The organism is Anaeromyxobacter sp. SG17 (genome assembly GCF_022690695.1).
In the GTDB taxonomy this organism is placed as follows: Bacteria; Myxococcota; Myxococcia; order Myxococcales; family Anaeromyxobacteraceae; genus Anaeromyxobacter; species Anaeromyxobacter soli.
The window spans coordinates 1-24,724 of sequence record NZ_JALCYX010000063.1; the positions used below are offsets into that span (position 1 = coordinate 1).

The window sequence follows — 24,724 nt, forward strand, 5'->3', positions numbered from 1 at the left end:
GGGGCCGCACCCGCCGCGCCCCCCGGACCCCCGGCTCGCTCCCGCGCAGCCTCACCGGCTGCACCTGCGCTCGCAGCGTTTGCCGAGGAGCCCGCAGACGCGGTGCGCGCGCTGGCTTCGGCGAGTGCCGAAGCGTCGAGCGTGCCCCCGGCTCGGGCGGCGCGGGCGCCGACCTGTTAATCTCTCCCGCCTTTCGGATGACGAAGCTCTCCTCCGCTCCCCTGCTCCTCGCGCTCGCCCTCGGCGCGCCCTTCGCGGCCATGGCCGAGGAGGCTGCCCGCGGCGCCGAAGCCGGAGCTCACGCGGGCGATCCGGCCACGGGCGCGGCGGCGCCGGAGACGCCCGCGGAGCCGGCCGCCAAGGCTGCCGCCGAGAGCGTCGGTGCGCCGCCGAGCGGCGTGCGCGGGTTCGCCCTGCCCGTGCTCTTCTGGCTGCCGGAGACGAAGCTCGGGCTCGGGGCGACGGGCGGGCTACACCTGCACGTCGGCGGTGCGCCGCGCGCGTCCTCCGTGTTCGCCGCCCTCGTCTACACGCTCGAGGGGCAGGGCTCGGTCGACGTCGCGGGGGACCTCACGACGCGCAGCGGGGCGTTCCTCGGCGGCCGGGTGCGCGCGCTGCACTTCCCGGACGTCTTCTACGGCCTCGGGCCGCGCTCGTCGGAGGGCGCTCGCGAGCCGTTCACGCGCCGCACGGTGGAGGGGTACCTCGTCGCGGAGTGGCCCATCGCCGGCACCGCGCTCCGCGCCGGCCCGCGCCTCGACTTCCGCGCCGAGGAGATCCGCGACCTCGAGGCCGGCGGGGCCCTCGCGTCGGGCGACGTCCCGGGCGCGCGCGGCTTCCGCGGGGCGGGCGCGGGGGCGAGCCTCACGTTCGACACGCGGGACAGCGCGTTCTGGCCCTCCCGCGGCGCGTTCGCGCAGGCCTGGTACACGCTGTACCCGCGCGCGCTCGGCGATCACGGAGGGCTCGGGCGCGGCCTCGCGGAGGCGCGCAGGTTCCTGCCGCTGGGCGGCGGCCGGGTCCTCGGCCTCGCGGGCATCGCGGAGTGGTCGAACGGCGACGTGCCCTTCACGATGCTCCCGCGGCTCGGCTCGACCCGCTTCCTGCGCGGGATCCGCGAGGGGCGCTATCGCGATCGGCTGTCCTGGGCCGCCCAGACGGAGCTGCGCGTGCCCGTTCGCGGGCGGCTCTCCGCCACGGCCTTCGGCGCGCTCGGCGAGGTCGCGCACACGCCGCGCGACCTCGGGCTCGACACCGTCAAGGTGGCCGGCGGCGTGGGCCTTCGGTGGCGGCTCACCGACGAGGGCGCGAACATCCGCTTCGACCTCGCCGCCGGGCCCGCCGGGCCGGAGGTGTACGTGCTGGTGCTGGAGGCCTTCTAGACGGCCGATCATGATTCGCGAGCAGGACGTTCCGATGCTCCCGTAGCTTCCTGGAGCGCCCCCCACGTGCGAGTCCCCGAGCCTTTCGATCTCGATCTCACCGTGCGCAGCCACGGCTGGTACGACCTGCCGCCCTGGCGTTACGACGTCGATCGCCGCGTGCTCGGCCGTCCGGTGCTCCTGCCGGGGGGCCGGACGGCGTACGCGGAGGTCGCGCCGGGGGAGGGTGGGCTCGCGTTCCGCGCCTTCGGCGAGGGCCGGCTCGGCGTCGAGGAGGCGCGGTCGGCCCGGGACGCGCTCCGTCACTGCCTGGCGCTCGACGACGATCTGTCCGCGTTCTTCGCGCGGGCGGCGGCGCTCGAGGCGCGGCGCGCCGCGGGGGAGGGGAAGGACCTCCCCGATCTGCGCTGGGCGCTCGCCCGCGGCGCGGGCCGCCTGCTCCGCTCCCCGACCGTGTTCGAGGACGCGGTGAAGACGCTCTGCACGACGAACTGCTCCTGGGGGCTCACGCGCGCGATGGTGACGCGCCTGTGCGACGCGCTCGGCGCCCGGGCGCCCCTCGGCACGCGCGCGTTCCCCACGCCCGCCGCGATGGCCGCGATGCCGGAGCGCTTCTACCGCGAGGAGATCCGGGCGGGGTACCGGGCGCCGTTCCTCGGCGCGCTCGCGCGCGACGTGGCCTCCGGCGCGCTGGAGCTCGAGGCCCTGCGCGTCTCGGCGGAGCCGACCGACGCGCTCGCGCGGCGCATCCGCGCCCTCGCGGGCTTCGGCCCCTACGCGACCGAGCACCTGCTCCGCCTCCTGGGGCGGCACGATCACCTCGCCCTCGACTCCTGGACGCGGCCCAAGCTCGCGCGGCTCCGCGGCCGGCGTCGCGTCCCGACGGACCGCGCGCTGCGCCGCTGGTATGCGCCGTACGGTCCGTACGCCGGGCTCGCCATGTGGCTCGAGGTCACCGCCGACTGGCACGGCGAGCGGCCGGCCTGGCCGTGAGCCGACGGCGGCGCCGCTTCCGGGCCCGGCCGGCGCGGGGCCGAGCGTGGTAGAACGCTCGCGGATCCCCCCGACCGGAGAGGGCGCGATGAAGGCTGCGTTCGTTCTCGTGAAGTGCGAGCTGGGACGCCTCGAGGAGGTCGCGAACGCGATCATGGAGATCGAGGGCGTCTCCGAGGTGCACTCGATCACCGGCGAGCACGACCTGCTCGTGAAGCTGTACGCCCCCACCTACGAGGCGTTCGGCGATCTCATCCCCGATCGGCTGCAGAAGGTCGCCGGGGTCGCGCACACCGTGACGATGCTCGCGTTCCGGGCGTTCAAGCCGACGGCCTGAGCGCGGGGCGGTGCGGCGCGCCGCGCGCTACTGCTCGGGCCTCACCCCGCGCCCGTACTCCTGCTCGTACATCTTCAGGATGGCGAGCAGGAACGTGACGATCAGCGGTCCGAGCACGAGCCCGATGCCGCCGAACATGGCGAGGCCGCCGAGCAGCGCGAAGAACACGACGCCGCCGTGCAGCTCCATGCCGCCCTTGAGCAGGTAAGGCCGCACGGCGTTGTCGACGATCGACACGACGCCGAGGCCCCACGCGGCGAGGAACGCGCCGGCGACGAGGTGGCCGGTCGCGAGCAGCACGACCGCCACGGTGATCACCATCAAGGTGGCGCCCAGCGCGGGCACGAGCGCGATGACGAAGGTGGCGAGCGTGAAGAAGATGACGTTCGGCGCGCGGGCGATGAGGTAGCCGACGAGCGCGGTCACCGTCTGGATCCCGGCGGTCGCGAGCGTCGCGGTGAGGACGGAGACGCTCGTCTTGCGGAACTCCTCGATGAGCTCGCGCAGGAGCCCGGGCCTGAGCGGCACGTGGCGGTCGAGCCAGGCGACGAGCCGCGCGCCGTCGACGAGCATGAAGAAGAACGCGATGAGCATCATGGTCGTCTGGAAGACGGCCGTGCCGGTGGCGGAGATCACGCCGGTGACGACGCCCGCGGCCTGCTGCCCCTGCTCGGCCATCCGCTGGATCTGCTGCTGCGGCTGCGGCGTCGACGCGAGGAGCCTCCGCGCGGCGCGCTCCACGGGATCCGGGAGCCGCGTCAGGAGCCCGCCGAAGCCCTCGCTCGCGATGAGCTCGCGGAGCCAGGCGATGCCGTCGAGGACCTGGCGGACGAGGAACGTGCCGATCCCCGCCACGGGCACCACCACGGCGAGCAGCACGGCGAGGGTGAGGAGGGTCGCGGCGAGCTGGCGGCGGCCGCGCAGCTTGCGCGTGAGCCACTCCATGGGGCTCCGCAGCGTCGCCGAGAGCACGGCCGCGAGGAAGAACGCGACCCAGAACGGCCAGATCAGCACGGCGGTCAGCGCGATCGCGGCGACGAGCATCGCGACGAGCAGGCGGCGCGCGTGTACGGGAGGGGGCATGCGGGTCCCTAGAAGTTCGCGTGGACGCGCCCAGGCGGGATCCCCGCCTGCGCGAGCGTGTGGCGGACGTCCTCCACCATCGCGGTCATCCCGGAGACGAACGCCACGGCGTCCCCGGGCGCCGCCCCGCCGAACGCCAGCGAGCGCGCCACCTTCTGGACGCGGCCGCGGAGGCCGAGCCACGCGTCATCCTCGGCGGAGGGGCAGAGGATCACGCGCACGCCGCGGCGCTCCCAGGCCAGGTGCTCGCCCACGTACGCGAACTCCGCGCCGAGGCGCTGGCCGTAGAAGAGGGTGATTCGCCCGAAGCGGTCCCGCTCGCGCACGAGGTGCTGCACGAGCGAGCGGACCGGCGCGATCGCGGAGCCGGCGGCGAAGAGGAGCACGTCCCTGCCCTCCGCCTCGGCGACCGGGAATCCCTTCCCGAAGGGGGGCGTGAGCTCGAGGTGGCCCCCGGGGACCGCGCGGGCGATCACCGCGTCCGCGACGTGCCCGCCGCGCTTCACGAGCAGGTCGGCGGATCCGCTCGGGTCCGGGGCGCTCGCGAGCGCGAAGAACCCCTCCCCGGCGTCCGTGCGGATCTTGACCACCTGGCCGGGGAGGACGTGCGCCGCCGCGAGCGGGGGCGGCAAGGCGACGCGCAGGCCCCGGAAGGCGGAGGTCTCGTCCCAGGCCGCGAGGACCGGCACGGCGGCGTGCTGCGTGGGGCCCGTCATCGCGCGAAACCTATCACCGGGCGCGCTCCACGGCGCGCCCGCGGCGGCGGGAGGCGGCCGGCTCGGGAGGGGCGTGTCACCGAGCGTCATCTCCTCGCGGGCGAGGAGGGGCGCGCCGGCGCTCCGCCGCGGCCTCGAGCTCGGTCAGATCGAGCAGCCAGCCGTCGCGCGCCGCCACCGTCGGGACGCCGGTGCGCCCGGAGATCGCGAGCGCGAGCTCCTCCGCCCGCCCGCGCGCGAGCTGCATGCCGAGGTGCGTGAGCACGGCGATCCGGGGCCGGATCTCCGCCACGAGCGCCTCCGCGTCGTCCGCGCCGAGGTGGAGGTACCTCCGGTCGCGGCCGTGCTCGCGCGTGGTGTTCACGACGAGGAGGTCGACGCCGGCGTACGCGCGCGGCAGCGCGTCCAGCCAGAACGTGTCCACGACGTGACCTGCCGTGAATCCGGGCGCCGAGAGCCGGTAGCCGTAGGTCTCGATCCCGTGGTCGTGCGCGAGCGGCGTCTCGAGGAAGACGCCGGGCGCGAGCTCGTGCCGGCTCCCCTCGGCGAGCACGAGCCGCCGCGCGACGAACCGCTGCGCGTAGCGGAACACCACCGGCTCCTCCTCGAGCGCGTCGCGCGGGGCGAGGAGCGTCCCGCGGGGTGCGAAGCCCCCCTTGCTCATCGCCTCGACGATCGCGGTCGCGTCTCCTGCGTGGTCGAGGTGCCGGTGCGTGACCACCAGGGCGTCGACCTTCGCCGGGTCCACGCGCGGTCTGGACGCGAGCGCGCGCACGAGCGCGCCCGGCCCGGGATCGACCCACACGACCGTGCCGTCCAGCGTCCAGACGAGGCCGCCGGAGTGGCGGAGCTGCGTCGACACGACGAACCGCGCGCCGGCGGTGCCGAGGAACTTGAGCGTGCGCGCGGGCGAGGTCGGGCTCACCGGCCGTTTCTAATCCGGTGGGGCCGCGCCGGCAGCGCGCGATCGGTCAGTAGGAGAGGAGCGCGTGCACGTGCTCGCGGCCGAGCCGCTTCGCGCCGCCGAGGAACCCGAGCTCGACCAGGAACGAGTACGCGACGAGGTGAGCCCCCTGGCGCGTCACGAGCCGTCCGACCGCGTCGGCGGTGCCGCCGGTCGCGAGCACGTCGTCCACCACGAGCACGCGCTCGCCGGCCTTGACCGCGTCGATGTGCAGCTCGAGCGCGTTCTCGCCGTACTCGAGGGAGTAGACCTCGCGGATGGTCTCCCACGGGAGCTTGCCCGGCTTGCGCGCGATGGTGAGCCCGGCGCCGAGCGCGTAGGCGAGCGGAGCCGCGAAGAGGAAGCCGCGCGACTCGATCCCCACGACCTTCGAGATCCGCTCGTCCTTCCAGCGGGCGACGAACGCGTCGATGACCTCGCGGAAGGTGGTGGGATCCGCGAGGACGGGGGTGATGTCCTTGAAGACGATTCCCTTCTGAGGGAAGTCGGGGACGTCTCGGATTCGGGCGCGGACGGCTTCCATGGGCGCGGAGATTACCACGGCCCAGCACGGTATCGCGCCGGAGCGAGGCCGAGGGCCGCGGCGCGGGCGCGCCGTCAAGGCAGGAAGAGGAGCGGGTTCCGCGGGCGGGTGGCCTTGCGGACCTCGAAGTGGAGGTGGGGACCGGTCGTCCGGCCGGTCTGCCCGACGCGCGCGATCGGATCGCCGCGCGAGACCCGCTGGCCGTCCTTCACCAGGACGCGCGAGTTGTGGGCGTAGAGCGTCACGAGGTCGTCCGCGTGCTTGAGGATGACGATCGCGCCGTAGCCGGGCTGCTCGCCCGCGAAGATGACGACGCCGTCGGCCGCCGCGGCGACCGGCGCGCCCTCGGGGGCGGCGATGTCGATCCCGTCGTGGCGCTGTCCGGCGCGGACCCCGTAGCGTCCGTAGAGCACGCCCTTGAGGGGCCACGCGAGCGGCGCGCCGTCGTCGCTCGCCCGGAGGCCGGTCGGGGTAGGGGCGGCGCTCGCCGCCGGGGGCGGAGCGCGAGTCGGGAGGGAGGCGGCCGCCGGAGGCTCTGCGCGAGGATCCGCGGGCGCCGGGCCTGGGAGCGGCGCGGGCCCGCCGGCGAGCGGCGCGGGTGCCGCGCCCGCGTCAGGGGGCGAGAGGGACACGACCCGGCTCGCTCCCGCGATGAACAGCGCGGTGCCCGCCGCCACGGCGCGAGGATCGGAGATGCCGTTCGTCTCCATCAGGTCGGCCGCGTCGACGCCGTAGGCGCGGGCGATGCGGTAGACGGTCTCGCCGCTCCGTACGACGTGTACGACGCCGACGACGCCCGGCTCCTCGTGGTGCGGCGCCGACTCGAGCGGCACGGGCAGGGCGCGGGCCGGCGGTGGCGCGGGGTCGGGCGCCGGGTCGGGCGAGGCGCGGGAGGGCGCGGCGGCGCGGGGCGCGAGCGACGGGGGCGGGGCGCAGGCGGCGAGGATGAGCGCGAGGATGGCGGCGCCGAGCGCGGGCCGGGAGGGCGCCGCGCCGCGGACGGCGCGGAGCTTCGTCAAAGCGCCGGCTCCTTCGAGTACCCGGGCAGCGTCCAGCTCCGCAGCTCCTGCAGCACGGCGTCGTTCGTGGAGTCGAGGTGGAGCGGCGTGACGGCCACGAGACCGTCCTTCAGCACGCAGTTGCAGTCGGAGCCCGGGATGTCCTCGTTCGTGGGTCCGCCCTCGCCGCCGATCCAGTAGTACTTGCGGCCGCGCGGATCGGTCTTCTCGATGACCTCGTTGCCGTAGGTCCGCCGGCCGAGCCGGGCGAAGCGGAACCCGCGCACCGGGCCGGGCGGGACGTTGACGTTGAGCAGGAGCGGCGCCGGCGGCGGGCGCGCGACCACGTGCCGCGCGAGCGCCGCCACGAAGCGGGCGGCCTCCTCGAAGACATGGGTCGGGGGCGACGCGAGCGAGGCGGCGATCGCGTGCACCCCGAGGAGCGCCCCTTCCATCGCCGCCGCCACGGTGCCGGAGTAGAGGACGTCGTTGCCGAGGTTCGGGCCGTGGTTTATCCCCGAGACGACCACGTCGGGCCTTGCCGCGCGGAGCACGTGGTTCAGGCCCATGTACACGGCGTCCGTCGGCGTCCCGTCCACCGCGTACCAGCGCGGCGCGAGCTCGAGGAGCCGCAGCGGGTGGTGGAGCGAGATGGCGTGCGACGAGGCCGACTGCTCGCGGTCGGGCGCCACCACCCACACCTCGTCGCCCTCGAAGGCGGCGGCGAGCGCCTTCAGCCCGGGCGCATGCACGCCATCGTCGTTGGAGAGCAGGACTCGCACGCGCGAGAATGTACCACCGGACCGCCAGGCGGGCAGTGGGCTCAGTCCGCCCGCGCGAGCTCGGCCGCGAGCACCTCGGCCACCTCGCGCGCGTGCTGCACGGTCGCGGGGCGCACGCGGGTGAGCGCGCGCCGGACCGCAGCCTCGACCGTCCCGCTCCGGAGATCGTCCACCGTGCGCCCCTTCGCCGTGAGGGAGAAGAGTGCCCGGCGCGCGTCGGCGGGATCTCGCCGGCGCTCCAGGAGACCGCGGTCGCCGAGGCGCTTCAGGATCCCGGTGAGCGTGCTCGGGTGGAGGTGCAGGATCTCCGAGAGCTCGCCCGCCGAGATGCCCGGATAGCGCCCGAGGATCCGGACCACGAGCCGCTGCGGCGCGGTGATGCGCAGCCGTGACTCCATCCGCTTGGAGGCCGACTGGAGCGCGTGATCGAGGGCCCAGAGCGTCCGCATGAACTCCAGGACGGGGCCGAGGGCCCTCTTCCCGTTGACCTGGAGCTCTGCGTTCTTCTGGGCGCGCCTGGACATGACGACCATTTCACCTCGATCCCGAAGCGATTACCACGGGCGAGGGGACGCGGGTCATGCCCGCGCACACTGGCCTTGAATCCGCTCACCCGTTCTGGGTTAATGGCGAGCCAAACACGCAGTCCGTGTCCGGGGGGACAATTTGGACTGGCGAGAGGGATTCACCGCGTCTCCGCGCGCGGGCGGCACCGCTCCCTCCTTGGAAGCGGAGCGAATCGCGCGTGCGGACGCAGAGGCGTCGGCCGCCCGACTGGAGCGGCTGCAGTCCGTCACGGCCGCGCTCTCTCGCGCGCGGACGCCGGACGAGGTCGCGGAGGTCACGCTCGGGCGCGGGGTCCTCGCGCTCGGCGGGGCGCGGGGCCTCCTCCTCGTGCCCGGCGCGGGCGGCGGCATGGACGTGCTCCCGTACGGCGCGGAGCCGGGGGTCGTGGCGTCGGCGCGGCTCACCGAACCGGGGCCGGTCCGGGACGCGTTCCACTCGCGGGCCCCCGTGTTCCTCGAGGATCGCGCCGCGCTCGTTTCCAGGTACCCGGGGCACGAGGGGCTCGGAGGGGAGGCCTTCGTCGCGCTGCCCCTGCCGTCGCAGGGGCTGCCGCTCGGCGTGCTCTACGTGGGCTACGACGCCCCGCGCGTCTTTCCGGAAGTCGAGCGCGCGCTCGCAGTCACGATCGCCTCGCAGTGCGCGCAGGCGCTGGACCGCGCGCGGCTCTTCATCGCCGAGCGGCTCGCCCGCGCCGAGGCGGTCGCGGCCCAGCGGCGCCTGGCGTTCCTCGACGACGTGTCGGCGCACCTCGCCGCCACCCTCGACGAGGCGGAGATGGTCGCCGGGGTCGTGCGCCTGGCGGTGCCCGCGCTCGGCGACTGGGCGGGGGTGCTGGCGCTGCGCGAGGAGGGCCTCGTCGACGTGGCGCGGCTCGGCCCCGAGAGCCTGGGCGCGCCCGTCGAGGCGCGGGCGCGTGCGCTGGCGGTCGAGCGGCTCCTCATCGCCGGCGAGCCGCCGCGGCCCGAGCCGATCGACGAGTTCCCGGACCACTCCGGGCCCGGGCCGGCGCCGCGGTCCGCGGTGGTCGCGGCGCTCGTGGCCGACGGCGAGGCGCTGGGCCTCCTGGCGGTGGCGAGCGCCGATCCCGGCCGGCGGTACGGTGCGGCGGATCGGGTCCTCATCGGCGAGGTGGCGCGGCGCGCGGCGCTGGCGATCGCGCACGCGCGGCTCCTCGGCGACGCGAGGGCGGCGGCGCGGGCACGCGAGGAGTTCCTCCAGGTCGCCTCCCATGAGCTGCGGGGGCCGCTCGGCACGCTGCGGCTCGGAGTGCAGCTCTTGCTGCGGGACCCGCACGGCGCAGCCGCGACGAGGCCGCCCGAGGCCCGGCTCCGGATGATCGAGCGGCAGGCCGATCGATTGGTGCGGCTCTCCGAGGCGCTCCTCGACGTGTCGCGCATCACGGCCGGCCGGCTCGTGCTCGCGCGCGAGGAGGCAGATCTCGCCGCGCTCGTCCGCGAGGTGGCCGGCCGCTACGCCGAGGAGGCCGCCGACGCCGGGTGCGCGCTCACGTGCGACGCGCCCGGGCCGGTCCGCTGCGCCTTCGACGCGGCGCGCGTCGAGCAGGTCGTCTCGAACCTCGTCTCGAACGCGCTCAAGTACGGCCACGGGAAGCCGGTCCGCGTGGGCGTCTCCGCGTCGAACGGCACGGCGCGCGTGACGGTGGCCGACCAGGGCATCGGGATCGACGCCGCCGACCAGGCCCGGATCTTCGGGCGCTTCGAGCGCGCCGTCTCCGGGCGGCACTACTCCGGCCTCGGGCTCGGCCTGTGGATCGTGCAGCAGATCATCGCCGCGCACGGCGGCAGCATCCGCGTCGCGAGCGCGCCGGGGCAGGGCTCGACGTTCACCGTCGAGCTGCCGCTCGACTGACCCGAAGAACGATCGCGTCGCAGCCGACGACGGCTCACCCGATCGGACGATCGGGTGAGGCGCGTTCGAGCTCCCGCGTGGCCACCTTTACGGGGACGCCCCGTGCGTGACAGAATGCGCTGACGCGCGCGGGGAGGGGAGCGCCGCCGCGCCATGCACTCCATCGTCCGCCTGCCTGCCGCGCTGTTGCGCGGGCTGTTCCTTGCTGCCTCCGCGCCCGCCCTCGGGCTCCTGCGCGGCGCTCCCCCCGCGGTGGGAGGCGGGCGCGCCACAGGGTCCAAGAGCCGCGTCCGCAGCTCGCTGCGCGCCTCCTCGGTCGAGGGGGCCTTCGCCGAGCTCGTCGCCGCGACCGCCGGTCCCACCGTGCTCACGGCGTGGGCGCTCCACCTCGGCGCGACGCCGCTCGAGGTCGGGCTCATCGCCGCGCTCCCCCAGCTCGCGCAGGTCGTGCAGCTCCCTGCCGCCTGGACCACCGCGACCTTCGGCCGGCGCCGGGTGGCCGTGAGCGCCGTGACGCTCTCGCGCCAGGCGCTCCTCCCGCTCGCCGCGCTCCCCTTCCTCCCGCTGTCCGCGCCCGCGGCGCGGGCGCTCCTGCTCGTGGTCGCGGCGCTCTCCGCGGCCCTCGCCGTGGTCGGGAACAACGCGTGGGTCGCGTGGATGGGCGAGCTCGTCCCGGAGCGCCTCCGCGGCCGCTACTTCGGGCGGCGCACCGCGCTCTGCACCGCCGGCGGCACGGTCGCGGGGCTCGGCGTCGCGCGGCTGCTCGACGCGGTCGGGACCGGCAGGGCCGCGCCGCTCGCGCTCGCGGGGCTGGCGCTCGCCTCGTCTGCGTTCGGCGCGGTGACGACCGCGCTCATGCAGCGCCAGCACGAGCCGCCCGCGCCTTCCCCCTCGCCGCCGTCGCTCGGGGACGCGCTCCGGCCGCTGCGGGATCGCGACGCGCGCGCCGTGCTCGTCTACCAGGTCGCCTGGAACGCCTCGGTGGGCCTCGCGGGCGGGTACTTCACGCTCTACCTGCTGCACGACCTCCGGGCCGGCTTCATGCTCGTCGCCGCCCACGCCGCCATCGGGGCGGTCACCCGCTTCGTGACGGCGCCGCTGTGGGGGCGGGTCCTCGATCGCGCCGGAGCGCGGCCGGTGCTCGCCGCCTGCTCCTTCGCCGCCGCGGGGCTGCCGCTCCTGTGGCTGGCGAGCTCGCCGGACCGGCTGTGGCCGATCGCGCTCGACGCCGCGATCGGCGGGGCGGCCTGGGGGGGCCACGCGCTCGCGACGCTCGCGCTCCCGCTCGAGATCGGCGCCCGTCGCGACCGCCCGTTCCACCTCGCCGCGTTCGCGATGGCGGGCGGCCTGGCCTACGCCGCCGCCGTGACGCTGGGGGGGCTCGCCGCCGTCGCGCTGCCGCCCTCGCTCGCCACGCTCGGCCGGGCCGGAGGGACCGGCCTCGAGCTCGTGTTCGTCGTGTCGGCCCTGGGCCGGCTCGCGAGCGCGCTCCTCGCCCTCCGCACGGACGCGCGCGGCGCCGTCTCGCTCGCCGAGGTGCACCGCGCCGCGACCGGCGCGGCGCGAGGAGCCCTCGCGTACGTCAGGATCCTCCGGCGGTGACGGCGCCGCGCCCTCGGCGCTCACCCGCTCAGAACGGATGCAGGCCGAGCCGCTCGACCGGCACCACGTGCTCCTCGCGGAGCCAGGCGGCCGTGTCGAGCCGGAGCGCGTCCTCGTGCGTGCCGCCGCGGACGACGATCCACGCCTCGTGCGCGAGCGCGTCGTCGACGTAGATGGGCATCCCGAAGAGCCCGAGCGGCGGCTCCGCGCCGACCTCGCACGCCATGAACATCCCCGAGAAGGCGGTCTCCGGCGCCAGCGCCGCGCGCGCCGCGCCGGTGGCGCGCCGCAGCGCCTCGAGGTCCACGCGCTGCGTGGCCGACACGACGGCGAGCGCGAGCTTGCCGTCGAGGTCGACCACCACCGGCTTCGCGATCCGCTCGCCGGAGACGTGCTCCGCGGCGGCGAGCCGCTGCGCCGGAACGGCGCGGACGTGGACCGAGTGCTCGTAGGCGAGGTGGTGCTGCTTCAGATACCGGTCGATGGGCTCCGGGATCACGGCGACCTCCTCCGCTTGGCGCGGGCGGGTGGCGTTGACCTTTCCCTAACCGCGCCCCCCGCCGCGGCGAGCACGACGGCTGACCACGGGTGGGTAGGGACGCGGGAGGGCGAGCCCGTCCGCGGGCGTCCTCTGCAGGGGCCCTTGCTTCCCGCGCCCGGGGGGCGAATGGTTCGCCCGTGATCGCCGAGGCGCCGACGGACGGGCGCCGCCAGAGCGGGATCGCACCTCACGAATGGCCCTCGACACCGTTGCTCCGACCCTGGGGCGCCGACCGCGCGCGTCCCGACCGTCCCCGACCGCCCGCGAGCTCGCGCGGGAAGCCCTCGGCGAGGTGCGCGACGCGGAGGTGCTCGTCGCGGCCGAGGAGGCCGGCCCCCTCGCCGCGGCGCTCGAGCGGGACGGCGCGCGCGTGACGCCCATCTCGCTCGGTGCCGACGCGCTCGCGGCCCCGGAGCCGTGGCGCGCGATCGAGCTGCCGACCTGGTCGTTCGACGCGGTGGCCGCGGAGGGGCTGCTCTCTCGCGCGGCGGACATCGAGGCCCTCCTCTACCGCCTGCGGGCCTGGGTGAGGCCCGACGCCCCGTTCGCCTTCGTGGAGCCGCTCGCCCCCGCGGCGTGGGACAGCAGCCCGCCGCGGGCCGCGACCGCCGGCGCGCTCGGGGCGCGGGAGCTCGAGCTCGTTCGACGTCACCTCCCCGGGATCCGCGTCCTGCGCCTCCCGGCGCCCGCGGCGGGGCGCCCGGTCTCGCCCTGGGCCGACGCGCTCTGGTCGGCGGTGGAGAGCGCGGCGACGTGGCTGCCCGGCGTCGGTCGCGAGGTGCGGCTCGCGGTGCTCACGGGCCGGCTGCCGCCCTGATGGCGACACCTGATGACGCGATCGCCGCGACGCACCGGGTACCCCGACGGACTTCGCTCAGAGTGACGACGGCCGAGGCCGGGCGCGCGCGCCGTGGCCACGTTCCGCCGCGGTGGCGATCCTCACGTACGATCTCGACCCGACGGAGGGGCTCGCGGGCCCGCGGCTCAAGGCGCTCCTCGACCTCGGGTTCCCGTGCAACCTGACCTGCGGCGGATGCGCGCGGGGGCGCCAGCGTGGCCGCCCCAACCGCGCCGCCGCCCTCGCGGTGGCGGAGCGGCTCGCCGACCTCGTCGCCGAGACCGCCGCAGGGGCGGTATCGCTCGTCCTGTTCGGGGGGGAGCCGCTCCTCGACACGGACGTCGTGGTCGCCAGCTCCGCGCGGGTGCGCGACGCGTGTGCGCGCGACGGGTGCGGCTACGACGCGACGGTGATCACGAACGCGACGCTCCTCGACGGCTTCGGCGCGCGCCGCCTGTCGCGCGCGGGGGTGACGACGCTGCAGGTCACCATCCCCGTCGCCGCGCGCGCGGCGTCGCGCAGCGCGCTGGATCAGCAGCGGTTCGCGCGCATCCTGCGGAGCATCCGCGAGGCGCGCTCGGAGCTCGAGGTGCTCATCCGCTTCGAGGTGGACGGCGCCGAGGACCTGCGCGAGGCGCTCGCGACCGTCCGGGTGCTCGAGCGCGAGGGGATGCTCGCCTCGCCCCACCCCGCCGCCGTCCTGCTGGGGCCGCGCGCGAGCTACGCCGCGCAGGCGCGGGCGTTGTTCCTGGCCCGCCCGGCGCGCGCGGCCGCCGTCACTCGATGCCCATGAGCCGGTAGGCGAAGCGGAACGCCGCGGCGGGCAGGCTCGTCTCCCAGAAGCCGGTCGCGCGCGCGATCGCCCAGAAGCCGAGGAGCGTCGAGAGCGCCACCGCCGGGACGAGCCACGGGGAGAGCGCCCGCGCCCCCTTGCGCGTCACGCCGAGGCAGTCGGGCGTCGTGCAGGCGGCCACGCACGACATGCAGCCGGTGCACTCGGTCGAGATCACCCGGAGCCGCGTGTGCACCGGGATCTCCGCGGGGCAGGCGCGCGTGCAGGCGCGGCAGTCGTTGCAGGCGTCCGGATCCCGGCGCACGGAGAGCGGCGAGAGCAGGCTCGCGACGCCGAGGAGCGCGCCGTACGGGCAGAGATAGCGGCACCAGAAGTGCTTCACGACGAGCGAGAGCGCCGCGAGCGCCCCGATCACGAAGAGCGACAGCGTCCCGGGGTGCCGGAAGAAGAGGAGCATCTTCGCGTCGGCGGCCGTGTTGAACGGGGACCGGAGGAAACCTTCGATCGCCTCGAGCGGCATCTGCCCGACGGTCCAGACGAAGAAGCCGAGGAGCAGGTACTTGAGCGAGGAGAGCGGCAGGTCGAGCCAGCGCGGCACCGCCGGCCAGCGGCGGCGCCACAGGGTTCGCCTGCCGATCCACTCGAGCGCCCGCGAGATCGTGCCGACCGGGCAGACCCACGAGCAGAACGCCTTCCGCGCGAGGAACGCGGTCGCGAGGGCCGCGAGGAGGATGGTGAGGCCGGCCGGGTGGACCTCGTCCCAGTAGCGGGTGAGGAGGAAGCGCTTCAGGCCCAAGAGCGCCGCGATGGGGAGGAAGGCCTCGACCGCGGGTGGGCGCGAGACGGTGAGCGGTCCGTCGCTCGTCGCCTGCGAGACGAAGCGGGCGAACTCGAGCCCGACGAGCGCCAGGAAGGCGAGATACGCGATCTGCACGGCCCAGCGGACGCGCGGGAGGAGCCGGTGCGGGTTCGTCCACCGGGCGGGCGTCACGCCGAATCGAGGGACGGCGGGCGAGGGAGCGGGCGGCGGCTCGGGGAGAAGCTCGTGGTTGGGCGTCGACATGCTCGGGTGGTGCTCCGGCGGGCGGCGAACGTTATCTCCTCGGGCCCGGCTGGGACAACGCAGAGGCCATGCGTCCCGCGATCATCCCTTCCGGGGCTGGAGCCGTGGCCTCCCTTCCGACGGGGGCCGCGATGCGTAACATTCCGCTTTTCCCAAAATTCCAACTACACGGAGCGTAACGATGGCCGTCAACCTCATCCACCTCCCGCGCATCCTCGAGCGTCACGGCGAGGCGCTGCTCGCGGACTGGATCCGCGAGCAGCTACAGTCGAGGTCCCGGACCGGCGCGATCAAGGAGGGGGAGCTGCGCGAGCAGTGCGCCGAGTTCCTGCGCCTGTTCCGCGAGGCGACGACGAAGGGCGGCGTCGACATGACCCGTCCCGAGTACGGGCCGCTCCGCGAGCTGCTCGCCAACGTCTCCGCCTCGCGCGGTGCGCAGGGGTTCTCGCCGAGCGAGACCGCCAAGTTCGTCTTCTCGTTCAAGCGGCCGCTCTTCATGCGGCTGCGGGAGGAGCTCATGCGGGACCCGGTCGCGCTCGCCGACGAGACCTGGGCGGCGACGGAGCTCCTGGACGAGCTCGGCCTCTACACGACCGAGGTGTACCAGAAGGCGCGCGAGGCGGTGATCGTGCGCCAGCAGGAGGAGATGCTCGAGCTCTCGACCCCGGTCGTGAAGCTGTGGGACGGCATCCTGGCGCTGCCGATGATCGGCACGCTCGACTCCAACCGGACGCAGGTGGTGATGGAGACGCTCCTCGAGAAGATCGTGGAGACCGGCTCCGAGGTGGCGATCATCGACATCACCGGCGTGCCGACGGTCGACACCCTCGTCGCGCAGCACCTCATGAAGACGGTGGCGGCGGCGCGGCTGATGGGCGCCGAGTGCATCATCAGCGGCATCCGCCCGGCGATCGCGCAGACCATCGTCCACCTCGCGATCGATCTCGGCACCGTCGTCACGAAGGCGAACCTCGCCGACGCCTTCAAGGCGGCGCTCGACAAGCTGGGCGTGGCACAGCTCCCCGGTCGCTGACGAGGTCGGAACATGGACCGCATCCCGATCCTGCGGATGGGCGAGTTCCTGCTCGTCACCATCCAGGTGGACATGCACGACCAGCTCGCCCTGACGCTGCAGGACGACCTCACGGCGCAGATCACGCGCACCGGCGCGCGCGGCGTGCTCATCGACATCTCGTCGCTCGACGTCGTCGACTCCTTCATCGGCCGCATGCTCGGCTCGATCGCCTCCATGGCCCGGCTCATGAACGCGGAGACGGTGGTCGTCGGCATGCAGCCGTCGGTGGCGATCACCCTGGTCGAGCTCGGCCTCACGCTGCACGGCATCCGGACCGCCCTGAACGTGGAGAAGGGGATGGCGCTCCTGCGGGCGGGCGCGGCTCGGAGGAGCCGCGCGTGAGGACGACCGCATGCCCGTCGTGAAGGAGGAGACGGTCGCGATCCGCTCCGACGCAGACGTGGTGCTGGTCCGGCAGCGGGTCCGGCGCCGCGCCCAGGAGCTGCGCTTCTCGCTCGTCGACCAGACCAAGCTCGTCACCGCCGCGAGCGAGCTCGCGCGCAACGCGCTCGAGCACGGCCGGGGCGGCGAGATGCTGCTCCAGGTGCTGGAGGAGCCGCCGCGCTCCGGGCTCAGGCTCGTCTTCGTCGACCGTGGCCCCGGGATCTCGAACGTGGAGCTCGCGATGAAGGACGGTTACACCACGGGCGGAGGGCTGGGCCTCGGGCTGGGCGGGGCGAAGCGGCTCGTGAACGAATTCGCGGTGGAGTCCGCCCCCGGCGCGGGGACCCGCGTCACGGTGACGAAGTGGCATTGACCAATGGTGACACGATCCTCGTCCGCGTCGACGAGGCCTCGCAGATCGGGGAGGCGCGCCGCACGGCGCGCCGGCTGGCGGGCGACCTCGGGCTCGACGGCGTGGTCGCCGAGCGGGCGGCCATCGTGGCGAGCGAGGCGGCGAGGAACCTCGTCGCGCACGGGGGCGGCGGCGTGGTCTGCGTCCAGCCGCTCGGCCACCCGCCGCGTGGGGTCGCGGTCGTCGCGCTCGACCGGGGCCGCGGCATCGAGGACCTCCCGCGCGCGATGCGCGACGGCCACTCGACCGCGGGGACGCCGGGCGAGGGGCTCGGCGCCATGGCGAGGGTCGGCGACGCGTTCGACGTGTGGAGCGCGCCGGGGAAGGGCACCGCGCTCGTCGCCGAGGTCTGGGCGGAGCGCCCGCCCGCGAGCCAGGTCGCGACGGGCGCGATCTCGGTCGCCACGGCCGGCGAGCGCGTCTGCGGCGACGGGTGGCTCGTGGTGGAGCAGGCCGGCCGGGCGGTGCTGGCGGTCGTCGACGGGCTCGGCCACGGGCCCCACGCGGCGGACGCGGCGCACGTCGCGCTCGAGGCGATCCGCAAGGCGGCCGACGAGCCGCCACGCGAGATCGTCGGCCGGGCCCACGCCGCGCTCCGCGCGACCCGTGGCGCCGCGCTGGCGGTCGCCACGCTCGACCTCGGCACCGGCGCACTGCGCTACTCGGGGCTCGGGAACGTGGTCGGCGCCATCGTCGGCACCGGCGCGGTGCGCCGGCTCGTGTCGCTCGCAGGGACCGCCGGGCACGCGGCGCGATCGATCCACGAGTACGCCTACGAAGTGCCGGAGGGCGCGGTCCTCGTCATGCACTCGGACGGCATCGCCACCCACTGGGACGCCGCGGCGTACCCGGGGCTGCTCGCGCGGCACCCCGCGCTCGTGGCGGGGGTCCTGTTCCGCGATCACGCGCGCGGCCGCGACGACGCGACCGTCCTCGTCGCGCGGAGGGGCGTGTGAGGAGCCAACCGGGCGGCACCGGCCCCATCCTCACCGTCGCGATCCGGCGGGAGGAGGACGTCGTCCTCGCGCGGCAGCGCGCGCGGCAGGTGGCGCGGCTGGTGGGCGTCGCGGCCTCGGAGCAGACGCGCCTCGCGACGGCCGTCTCCGAGATCGCGCGGAACGCCTGGAAGTACGCGAGCGGCGGGAAGGTGGAGATCGCGCTCGAGGACGGCGAGGAGGCGAGCGCGCTCGTCGTGCGCGTCCGGGACCAGGGACGAGGGGTGAAGGACCTCGACGCGGTCCTCTCCGGCCGCTACCACTCCCCCACGGGCATGGGGCTCGGCATCGCCGGGAGCCGGCGGCTCGTCGACCGCTTCGACATCCAGAGCGGACCTTCGGGCACGACGGTGACGCTCGTGAAGGACCTGCCGCCGGGGGCGGGGCCGGCGACGCCGCGCGAGCTCGCGGCCCTCCTCGACGCGCTCTCGCGGGAGCGGCCGCACGACGCCCTCGAGGAGCTCACCACCCAGAACCAGGAGCTGCTCGGCGCGCTCGACGCGCTCAAGGAGCGCGAGCGCCAGCTCGTCGAGCTGAACCGCGAGCTCGAGGACACGAACCGCGGGGTGGTCGCGCTGTACGCGGAGCTCGACGAGAAGGCCGACTACCTGCGGCGGGCCTCGGAGCTGAAGAGCCGGTTCCTCTCGAACATGAGCCACGAGTTCCGGACCCCGCTCAACACCGTGATCTCGTTCTGCGGGCTGCTGCTCGGCGAGAGCGACGGCCCCCTCAACGACGAGCAGCGCAAGCAGATCGGGTTCGCGCGCCGCTCGGCGGAGGGGATGCTCGACCTCGTGAACGACCTCCTCGATCTCGCCAAGGTGGAGGCGGGGAAGACCACCGTCCGCGCCGCGCCGTTCGAGGTGAGCGAGCTGTTCGGGGCGCTGCGTGGCATGCTGCGGCCGCTCCTCGCGACCACCCAGCTCGCGCTCCACTTCGAGGACCCGGTGGGGCTGCCGGCGCTCTACACGGACGAGGGCAAGATCTCGCAGATCCTCCGCAACCTCATCTCCAACGCGCTCAAGTTCACCGAGCGCGGCGAGGTGCGCATCGCGGCCCGGCGCGAGGGCGGCCGGGCGATCTTCTCGGTGTCGGACACCGGCATCGGGATCGCGCCGGAGGACCAGGAGCGCATCTTCCAGGAGTACGGTCAGCTCGACTCGCCGGTGCAGCGGCGCGTGCGCGGCACCGGCCTCGGGCTCCCGCTCTCCAGGCGGCTCGCCGAGCTGCTCGGCGGCCGGATCACCCTGCAGAGCGAGCCGGGCGTCGGCTCCACCTTCACCTTTGACGTGCCGCTCTTCTACGGGGGCCCCCCCGAGATCGGCGCGGTCCCCGACATCGCCGCGCTCCACGATCCCACCCGGTACCCCGTGCTCGTGGTCGAGGACAACCCCGAGACGATCTTCGTCTACGAGAAGTTCACGAGCGGGACGCCGTTCCAGGTGCTCTCGGTCGGGACGCTGCTCGAGGCGCGGCGCGCGGTGCAGCGGCTCCGGCCCGTGGCGGTCGTGCTCGACGTCATGCTCGGCGCCGAGACGGCCTGGCCGCTCCTGTCCGAGCTCAAGGGCTCCGCGCTCACCCGCGGCATCCCCGTCTACGTCGTGACCATGGTCGAGAACCGCGGCAAGGCGAAGGGGCTCGGGGCGGACGACTTCGCCGAGAAGCCGCTCGAGCGCGGCTGGCTCCTGTCACGCCTCGAGGAGGCGGCGGGGCTCCTGCCGCGCGAGGAGCTCCTGATCGTCGACGACGACGAGGCCTCGCGGTACCTGCTCCGCTCGCTCCTCTCGGAGACGCGCTACGCGGTCGTGGACGTCGCCTCCGGCGAGGAGGCGCTGCGGCGCGTCGCGGAGCGCCGGCCCGCGGCGGTGTTCCTCGACTGGAAGATGCCGGGGATGGACGGGGGGGAGGTGCTCGCGCGGCTCCGGGCCGACCCGCGGACGCGCGACGTGCCGGTGCTCGTCTACACCGGGGAGGAGCTCGGCCCCGAGCAGCGCGCGCGCGCGGCGGGCGCCGCGGCGATCCTCGCCAAGGGCCGACCGCGGCTGTCCGCGCTGCACGAGATCCGGGAAGCGCTCGCGCGCCTCGGACGAGGGGTCGATCCGCCGTGAACTCCCGGGCGCACATCCTGTTCGTCGAGGACGACGAGGCGACCCGCTACGCGGTGAACCGCATCCTCGCGAACGCCGGCTTCCGCGTGAGCGTCGCCGCCACGGGCGCCCAGGCCCGGGCGCTCGCGCGCTCCGCGCGCCCCGAGCTCGTGCTCCTCGACGTGCAGCTCCCCGACGCGATCGGCTTCGACGTCTGCCGCGACCTCAAGGCGGACCCCGCCACCGCCGCGCTGCCGATCGTCTTCCTCTCCGCGCGTCGGGCCGACGCGGACGACGTCGTGCGAGGGCTCGAGGGCGGCGCGGACCTGTACCTCACCCACCCCGTCGAGCCGCACGTCCTCGTGGCGGCGCTGAACGCGCTCCTGCGCGTCCGCCTCGCGGAGGCGCGCCTCCGGCGGTTCGTCGACTCGAGCATGTTCGGGGTCGCCGAGTTCGACCGCCGGGGTGGCTTCCTCGAGGGGAACGACGAGCTCCTCCGCATCCTGGGGCTCGCGCGGGCGGACGACCTCGCCCAGGTGAACGGCGTCTCGCTCGCCCCCGGGCTGCGCGCCGAGCAGGGCGAGCTGACGCCCTCGGAGTGGCGCGCGCTGGACGCGGCCGCCGAGGAGCAGCTCCGGTCCGGCGGCGTCGTGCGGCCGTACGAGAAGGAGTTCTGGCGCAAGGACGGCAGCCGCGTGCCGGTGCTCGTGGGCGCGGCAGCGGTCCCCGGCGGCGGCGGCCACGTGGCGTTCGTGCTCGACCTCACCGAGCGCAAGCGGGCCGAGCGCGAGCGCGAGGACGCGCTCGCGCGCGCCGAGGCGGCGCAGCGCCGGATGTCGTTCCTGCTCTCCGTCACGAGCGCGCTCATGGTCGCGCCGGGGGAGATCGCCACGGCGATGCGCCGGCTCGCGGTGCTCTGCGCGGGCGAGATCGGGGACTGGTGCATCGTCGACCGGGTCACCCAGGACGGGACGAAGCGGCTCGCGGTGGCGAGCGCCGAGCCGGCGCGCCTGCCCGACGCGGCGGTCGTCGAGGCCCGCGCGCCGGGAGGAGCCGGCGCGATCGCGCGCGCGCTCGCCGCGGGCGCGCCGCAGCACCTCCAGCCCGTGGACGATCCCGACGCGCTCGAGCCGGCGCAGGACGCCGCCCACCGGCAGGCGCTGCTCACGCTCCGCGTCGGCGCGGCGGCCGTGTTCCCCATCGCCCACGGCGGCCGGGTCCTCGGCGCGCTCACGCTCGTGCGCTCGGCGCGCGGGGTCGAGCTCGCGCCCGTCGAGCTCGCGCTCGGCGAGGAGATCGCGGATCGCGCGGCGATCGCCCTCGAGAACGCGCGCCTCCACGACGAGCTCGCGCGCTCGCTGCGCGCCCGCGAGCAGACGCTCGCCGAGGTCTCGCACGACCTGCGCAACCCGCTCTCGTCGATCGTCCTCGCGGCGGCGCAGCTCGAGCGCTCCGCCGATCGCCCCGACCTGCGCGAGGTCGTCTCGCGGCGCGCGGCGAGCATCCGCCGCGCCGGCGACCGGATGAACCGCCTGGTCCACGACCTGCTCGACCTCGCGCGTGCGGAGACGGGGCGGCTCGAGCTCGACCTGGGCGAGCACGCGGCGCGCGACCTGCTCGACGACGCGCTCGACGGCGTCGCGCCCGCCGTGCGCGAGCGCGAGCTCCGGGTCCGCACGGTCGCCGAGGGGGTCGTGGTCCGCTGCGATCGCGAGCGGGTGCACCGCGTCCTCTCGAACCTCCTCTCGAACGCCGCCAAGGTGAGCCCGCGCAAGGGCACCATCGAGCTCGCCGCCCGGCGTCGGGGAGACGAGGCGCTGTTCACCGTCACGGACGAGGGGCCGGGCATCGCGCTGGAGGAGCAGACGCTCATCTTCGAGCGCTACTGGCGCGGGCGCGAGTCCGGCGCGCACGGCGTGGGGCTCGGCCTGTCGATCGTGAAGACGCTCGTCGAGCGCCACGGCGGGAAGGTCTGGGTGGAGAGCGAGCCCGGCGACGGGGCGCGGTTCTCGTTCACGCTGCCCGTGGCGGGGTAGAACCCATCGACCACCCAGGCGAGGTGCGCGGCTGGCGCGCAGGCGAGCGCAATCCGGGGCCGCGGCGGGGAGCGGCGGGTCTCGCGGGGCGGACCCGCGCGAGGGGCGGCCGCGGGGCTTACACTGGCGCGGGAGGAGCACCCCGATGCCGACCGCCGAGTGGAAGCGGATCTGCTGCCCGATCGACTTCTCCGACGCCTCGCGCGCCGCGATGGAGGTCGCCGCCGACCTCGCGCGGCGGATGGGCGCGGAGCTCTGGCTCCTGCACGCCTATCCGGTCCCCGGCTACACCTTCCCCGACGGCTCGGTGGTGGCGAGCCCGAAGATGCTCCAGGATCTCGCAGAGGGCGCCCAGCGCCACCTCGACGAGTGGCGCGTGAGCGCCGAGGCGCTCGGCGCGCCCCACGTCGAGACCGCGAAGGAGGCCGGCGAGCCGGCGGCGGAGATCGTCGCGTTCGCGCGGGCGCGGGGGATGGACCTGCTCGTCCTCGGCACGCACGGGCGCACCGGCATCGAGCACGCCCTCATGGGCTCCATCGCGGAGCGCGTCGTCCGCAGGGCGCACTGCCCGGTGCTCACGGTCCGGCCGCCCGCGGCGTAGGCGGGACGGGCGCGAGGAGCTCGGCGATGCGCGCCGCGCGGTGCGCGAAGATCCGTGCGAGCGAGGGGCGCACGAGGAGCGCGTGCGCGAGCGTGCCGAGGGGACCGAAGGGCAGCTCGTAGTCGACGCGGTCTCGCACCAGCGTCCCCCCCGGCGCGTCCTCGAACGTGTGGAGGTGGCGCCAGCGCCGGTAGGGGCCCGCGAGCTGGACGTCCACGAATCGCTCGCCGGGCACGAGCTCGTCGATGCGCGTGCGCCACGAGAACGGCACGCCGAAGAGCGACAGCCGGTACGCGATGAGCGCGCCGGGCGCGAGCTCGATGGGGCCGGGCGTGACGACACGGAAGCGCAGGAACCCGGGCGTGATGGCCTCGAGGTTGTGCGCGTCGGAGAAGAAGGCGAAGACGTCCTCGCGCAGGCGCGGCACGAGCTGCGCGCGCTCGAGGACCCAGCGGCGGGCCATGGGGTCTCCTCCGGGGTGGGCCTTCGCCGCTCCCGATAGCGCCCGCGGGCGGGGTTTGCTGGCGCCGCTCGGGTCCGCTCGATAAACCCGGAGAGGAGGGCGCCTCGCGGAGATCTCATGGCCGAGCTCGTCACCGAGTACATGGGGCTCGCGCTGCCCAGCCCGCTCGTGCTCGCGAGCTGCGCGCTCTCGAACCGCCTCGAGAACCTCGAGGCCGCGGAGGGGCACGGCGCCGGGGCGGTGGTGCTCCGGTCGCTGTTCGAGGAGCAGCTCGAGTCCTCGACGAGCGCGCTCGAGGAGGAGCTCCTCCGCGGCGCCGAGTCGAACCCCGAGGCGCGCACCTACTTCCCGCCGCAGCGGGTCGGGCCGCACGACTACCTGTCGCTCGTCGAGCGCGCGAAGCGGGCGCTCGAGATCCCGGTCATCGCGAGCCTCAACTGCGCGGCGCCCGGGAGCTGGACGGAGTACGCGCGCGACATCGAGCAGGCGGGCGCGGACGCGCTCGAGGTGAACCTGTACGCGGTGGAGGCGGATCCGGCCGTGTCGGCGGCGGAGATCGAGGCGCGCTACCTCGAGATCGTCGCCGCCGTTCGCCACGCGGTGCGCATCCCGATCGCGGTGAAGCTCTCGCCGTACTTCACCTCGCTCGCGAACTTCGCCTCCCGGCTCGACGCGCTCGAGGTGGACGGCCTCGTCCTCTTCAACCGGTTCCTGCAGCCCGACATCTCGCTCGAGCGCATGGCGGCGGCGCCGACCATGACCCCTTCTTCACCGGCGGAGTCGCTCCTGCCGCTGCGCTGGATCGCCTTGCTGCACGGGCGGGTGCGCGCCCACCTCGCCGCGACCACAGGGGTGTACGACGCCGCCGGCGTGCTGAAGCAGATCCTGGCCGGCGCGCACGTGGTGCAGCTCGCCTCCGCGCTCATGAAGAACGGGATGCCGCACCTCGGAAAGGTGCTCGCGGAGCTCGAGGACTGGCTGGACCGCCGCGGCATCTCGACGCTGGACGAGCTCCGGGGGGCGCTGTCCCAGCGCGAGGTGAGCGATCCCGGGGCGTTCGAGCGAGCCCAGTACGTGCACCTCATCCTGTCGCAGAACATCTGATCCACGGCCGTCGCCCCGTGGCAGCATGTCGGGCGATGGCCACCCCCTCGCCCAGGCCGCCCCGCGCGCCGGCCGCCCTCGTCCGGGCCTTCGCCTGCGCGGGCGCGGGCCTCGCCGACGCAGCCCTCCGCGAGCGGAACCTCCGCATCCACCTCGGGCTCGGCGTCCTCGCGACGTGCGGCGCGGCGGTGCTCGAGCTCACCGCGGCGGAGCGCGCGCTCGTCCTCGCCTGCGCGGGCGCGGTCGTCGCCGCCGAGGCGGTGAACTCGGCGCTCGAGACGATCGTGGACGTGGTGCTGCCCGGTCCGGATCCGCGCGCCCGCTTCGCGAAGGACGCCGCGGCCGGCGCCGTGCTCGCGCTCGCCGTCGCGAGCGTCGCGGTCGCGGCCGCCGTCCTCGCGCCCCGGATCGCGGCGCTCGCCGAAGGAGCCCGGGCGCTCGCCCCGTCGGTGGCAGGGGCCGCGGTCGCCGCGCTCGCCGCGTGGCGGCTCCCCGCGCCCGTCGAGCGCGGCGGGC

26 protein-coding genes are annotated in these 24,724 nt (G+C 75.2%); 16 read left to right on the top strand and 10 right to left on the bottom strand.

All coding sequences use genetic code 11. The features are described from left to right. Positions 1-197 precede the first annotated feature (197 nt). The 3 genes from MNY60_RS18315 (at position 198) to MNY60_RS18325 (ending at position 2,712) form a co-directional block, all read left to right on the top strand. Complete coding sequence (locus MNY60_RS18315) at positions 198-1,382, top strand: BamA/TamA family outer membrane protein (RefSeq protein ID WP_242341379.1); 1,185 nt, start codon at positions 198-200, stop codon at positions 1,380-1,382. A gap of 66 nt (positions 1,383-1,448) precedes the next feature. Next, positions 1,449-2,375, top strand: a complete 927-nt coding sequence (locus MNY60_RS18320; protein ID WP_242341380.1) for a DNA-3-methyladenine glycosylase — start codon at positions 1,449-1,451, stop codon at positions 2,373-2,375. Positions 2,376-2,463: 88 nt separating this feature from the next. Continuing rightward, positions 2,464-2,712 carry an Lrp/AsnC ligand binding domain-containing protein gene (locus MNY60_RS18325; RefSeq protein WP_242341381.1) on the top strand — a complete coding sequence of 83 codons (249 nt, stop codon included), beginning with the start codon at positions 2,464-2,466 and terminating at the stop codon, positions 2,710-2,712. Between the two features lie 27 nt (positions 2,713-2,739). On the opposite strand, the gene MNY60_RS18330 is transcribed toward MNY60_RS18325, so the two are convergent. The 7 genes from MNY60_RS18330 to MNY60_RS18360 all read right to left on the bottom strand — a co-directional run bounded on the left by MNY60_RS18330 (position 2,740) and on the right by MNY60_RS18360 (position 8,302). Next, the gene (locus MNY60_RS18330; protein WP_242341382.1) at positions 2,740-3,795 is read right to left on the bottom strand and encodes an AI-2E family transporter; all 1,056 of its coding nucleotides are present in this window, start codon (positions 3,793-3,795) and stop codon (positions 2,740-2,742) included. A gap of 8 nt (positions 3,796-3,803) precedes the next feature. Next, positions 3,804-4,511 (bottom strand): oxidoreductase, encoded by a 708-nt coding sequence (locus tag MNY60_RS18335; RefSeq protein ID WP_242341383.1) that lies wholly within the window; start codon positions 4,509-4,511, stop codon positions 3,804-3,806. A 76-nt stretch (positions 4,512-4,587) separates the two neighbouring features. Next, positions 4,588-5,436, bottom strand: a complete 849-nt coding sequence (locus MNY60_RS18340; RefSeq protein ID WP_242361354.1) for an MBL fold metallo-hydrolase — start codon at positions 5,434-5,436, stop codon at positions 4,588-4,590. Positions 5,437-5,482: 46 nt separating this feature from the next. Beyond that, positions 5,483-5,998, bottom strand: coding sequence for an adenine phosphoribosyltransferase (locus MNY60_RS18345; protein WP_242341385.1), 516 nt, complete (start codon positions 5,996-5,998; stop codon positions 5,483-5,485). A 74-nt stretch (positions 5,999-6,072) separates the two neighbouring features. Further along, positions 6,073-7,017: a M23 family metallopeptidase gene (locus MNY60_RS18350; RefSeq protein WP_242361358.1), complete on the bottom strand. Its 945-nt coding sequence runs from the start codon at positions 7,015-7,017 to the stop codon at positions 6,073-6,075. Further along, a complete protein-coding gene (gene surE / locus MNY60_RS18355) occupies positions 7,014-7,778 on the bottom strand; it encodes a 5'/3'-nucleotidase SurE (RefSeq protein ID WP_242361362.1) in 765 nt (254 codons plus the stop codon). Before surE ends, MNY60_RS18350 begins: the two co-directional genes overlap by 4 nt. A 41-nt stretch (positions 7,779-7,819) precedes the next feature. After that, positions 7,820-8,302 carry a MarR family winged helix-turn-helix transcriptional regulator gene (locus tag MNY60_RS18360; RefSeq protein WP_242340600.1) on the bottom strand — a complete coding sequence of 161 codons (483 nt, stop codon included), beginning with the start codon at positions 8,300-8,302 and terminating at the stop codon, positions 7,820-7,822. A 199-nt stretch (positions 8,303-8,501) separates the two neighbouring features. Between MNY60_RS18360 and MNY60_RS18365 the strand changes: the two genes are divergently transcribed. Together MNY60_RS18365 and MNY60_RS18370 are read left to right on the top strand one after the other, a co-directional pair. Further along, a complete protein-coding gene (locus MNY60_RS18365; protein ID WP_242361365.1) occupies positions 8,502-10,214 on the top strand; it encodes an ATP-binding protein in 1,713 nt (570 codons plus the stop codon). 153 nt (positions 10,215-10,367) lie between these two features. Then, positions 10,368-11,816 (top strand): MFS transporter, encoded by a 1,449-nt coding sequence (locus MNY60_RS18370; RefSeq protein ID WP_242361368.1) that lies wholly within the window; start codon positions 10,368-10,370, stop codon positions 11,814-11,816. Between the two features lie 28 nt (positions 11,817-11,844). Here the strand turns inward: MNY60_RS18370 and MNY60_RS18375 are convergent, their stop codons facing one another. Next, the gene (locus MNY60_RS18375; RefSeq protein ID WP_242340597.1) at positions 11,845-12,315 is read right to left on the bottom strand and encodes an aminoacyl-tRNA deacylase; all 471 of its coding nucleotides are present in this window, start codon (positions 12,313-12,315) and stop codon (positions 11,845-11,847) included. Between the two features lie 334 nt (positions 12,316-12,649). Between MNY60_RS18375 and MNY60_RS18380 the strand changes: the two genes are divergently transcribed. Further along, complete coding sequence (locus MNY60_RS18380; RefSeq protein WP_242352638.1) at positions 12,650-13,174, top strand: hypothetical protein; 525 nt, start codon at positions 12,650-12,652, stop codon at positions 13,172-13,174. Positions 13,175-13,286: 112 nt separating this feature from the next. Then, the gene (locus MNY60_RS18385; protein ID WP_242340595.1) at positions 13,287-13,988 is read left to right on the top strand and encodes a radical SAM protein; all 702 of its coding nucleotides are present in this window, start codon (positions 13,287-13,289) and stop codon (positions 13,986-13,988) included. Here MNY60_RS18385 and MNY60_RS18390 read toward each other — a convergent pair. Then, the gene (locus MNY60_RS18390) at positions 13,972-15,051 is read right to left on the bottom strand and encodes a 4Fe-4S binding protein (protein WP_242340594.1); all 1,080 of its coding nucleotides are present in this window, start codon (positions 15,049-15,051) and stop codon (positions 13,972-13,974) included. The genes MNY60_RS18385 and MNY60_RS18390 overlap by 17 nt on opposite strands. Positions 15,052-15,232: 181 nt before the next feature. Between MNY60_RS18390 and MNY60_RS18395 the strand changes: the two genes are divergently transcribed. From MNY60_RS18395 to MNY60_RS18425, 7 genes are all read left to right on the top strand, one after another. Then, positions 15,233-16,084: an STAS domain-containing protein gene (locus tag MNY60_RS18395; RefSeq protein WP_242340593.1), complete on the top strand. Its 852-nt coding sequence runs from the start codon at positions 15,233-15,235 to the stop codon at positions 16,082-16,084. A gap of 12 nt (positions 16,085-16,096) precedes the next feature. After that, positions 16,097-16,468, top strand: coding sequence for an STAS domain-containing protein (locus MNY60_RS18400; protein WP_242340592.1), 372 nt, complete (start codon positions 16,097-16,099; stop codon positions 16,466-16,468). A gap of 10 nt (positions 16,469-16,478) precedes the next feature. Continuing rightward, entirely contained in the window at positions 16,479-16,883 is a 405-nt protein-coding gene (locus tag MNY60_RS18405) for an anti-sigma regulatory factor (protein WP_242340591.1), read from the top strand. Then, positions 16,880-17,878, top strand: a complete 999-nt coding sequence (locus MNY60_RS18410; protein ID WP_242361371.1) for a SpoIIE family protein phosphatase — start codon at positions 16,880-16,882, stop codon at positions 17,876-17,878. Before MNY60_RS18405 ends, MNY60_RS18410 begins: the two co-directional genes overlap by 4 nt. After that, positions 17,875-20,025, top strand: a complete 2,151-nt coding sequence (locus tag MNY60_RS24380; RefSeq protein WP_242340589.1) for an ATP-binding protein — start codon at positions 17,875-17,877, stop codon at positions 20,023-20,025. The genes MNY60_RS18410 and MNY60_RS24380 overlap by 4 nt, the downstream gene beginning before the upstream one ends. Beyond that, positions 20,022-22,040 carry an ATP-binding protein gene (locus MNY60_RS18420; protein ID WP_242340588.1) on the top strand — a complete coding sequence of 673 codons (2,019 nt, stop codon included), beginning with the start codon at positions 20,022-20,024 and terminating at the stop codon, positions 22,038-22,040. Before MNY60_RS24380 ends, MNY60_RS18420 begins: the two co-directional genes overlap by 4 nt. 145 nt (positions 22,041-22,185) lie before the next feature. Then, a complete protein-coding gene (locus tag MNY60_RS18425) occupies positions 22,186-22,641 on the top strand; it encodes a universal stress protein (protein WP_242340587.1) in 456 nt (151 codons plus the stop codon). Here the strand turns inward: MNY60_RS18425 and MNY60_RS18430 are convergent. Continuing rightward, complete coding sequence (locus tag MNY60_RS18430) at positions 22,616-23,104, bottom strand: SRPBCC family protein (RefSeq protein WP_242340586.1); 489 nt, start codon at positions 23,102-23,104, stop codon at positions 22,616-22,618. The genes MNY60_RS18425 and MNY60_RS18430 overlap by 26 nt on opposite strands. 117 nt (positions 23,105-23,221) lie before the next feature. Between MNY60_RS18430 and MNY60_RS18435 the strand changes: the two genes are divergently transcribed. Together MNY60_RS18435 and MNY60_RS18440 are read left to right on the top strand one after the other, a co-directional pair. Beyond that, entirely contained in the window at positions 23,222-24,208 is a 987-nt protein-coding gene (locus MNY60_RS18435; RefSeq protein WP_242340585.1) for a dihydroorotate dehydrogenase-like protein, read from the top strand. Positions 24,209-24,243: 35 nt separating this feature from the next. Further along, on the top strand, positions 24,244-24,724 hold a 481-nt coding region (locus tag MNY60_RS18440; RefSeq protein ID WP_242361374.1), incomplete at its 3' end, for a diacylglycerol kinase.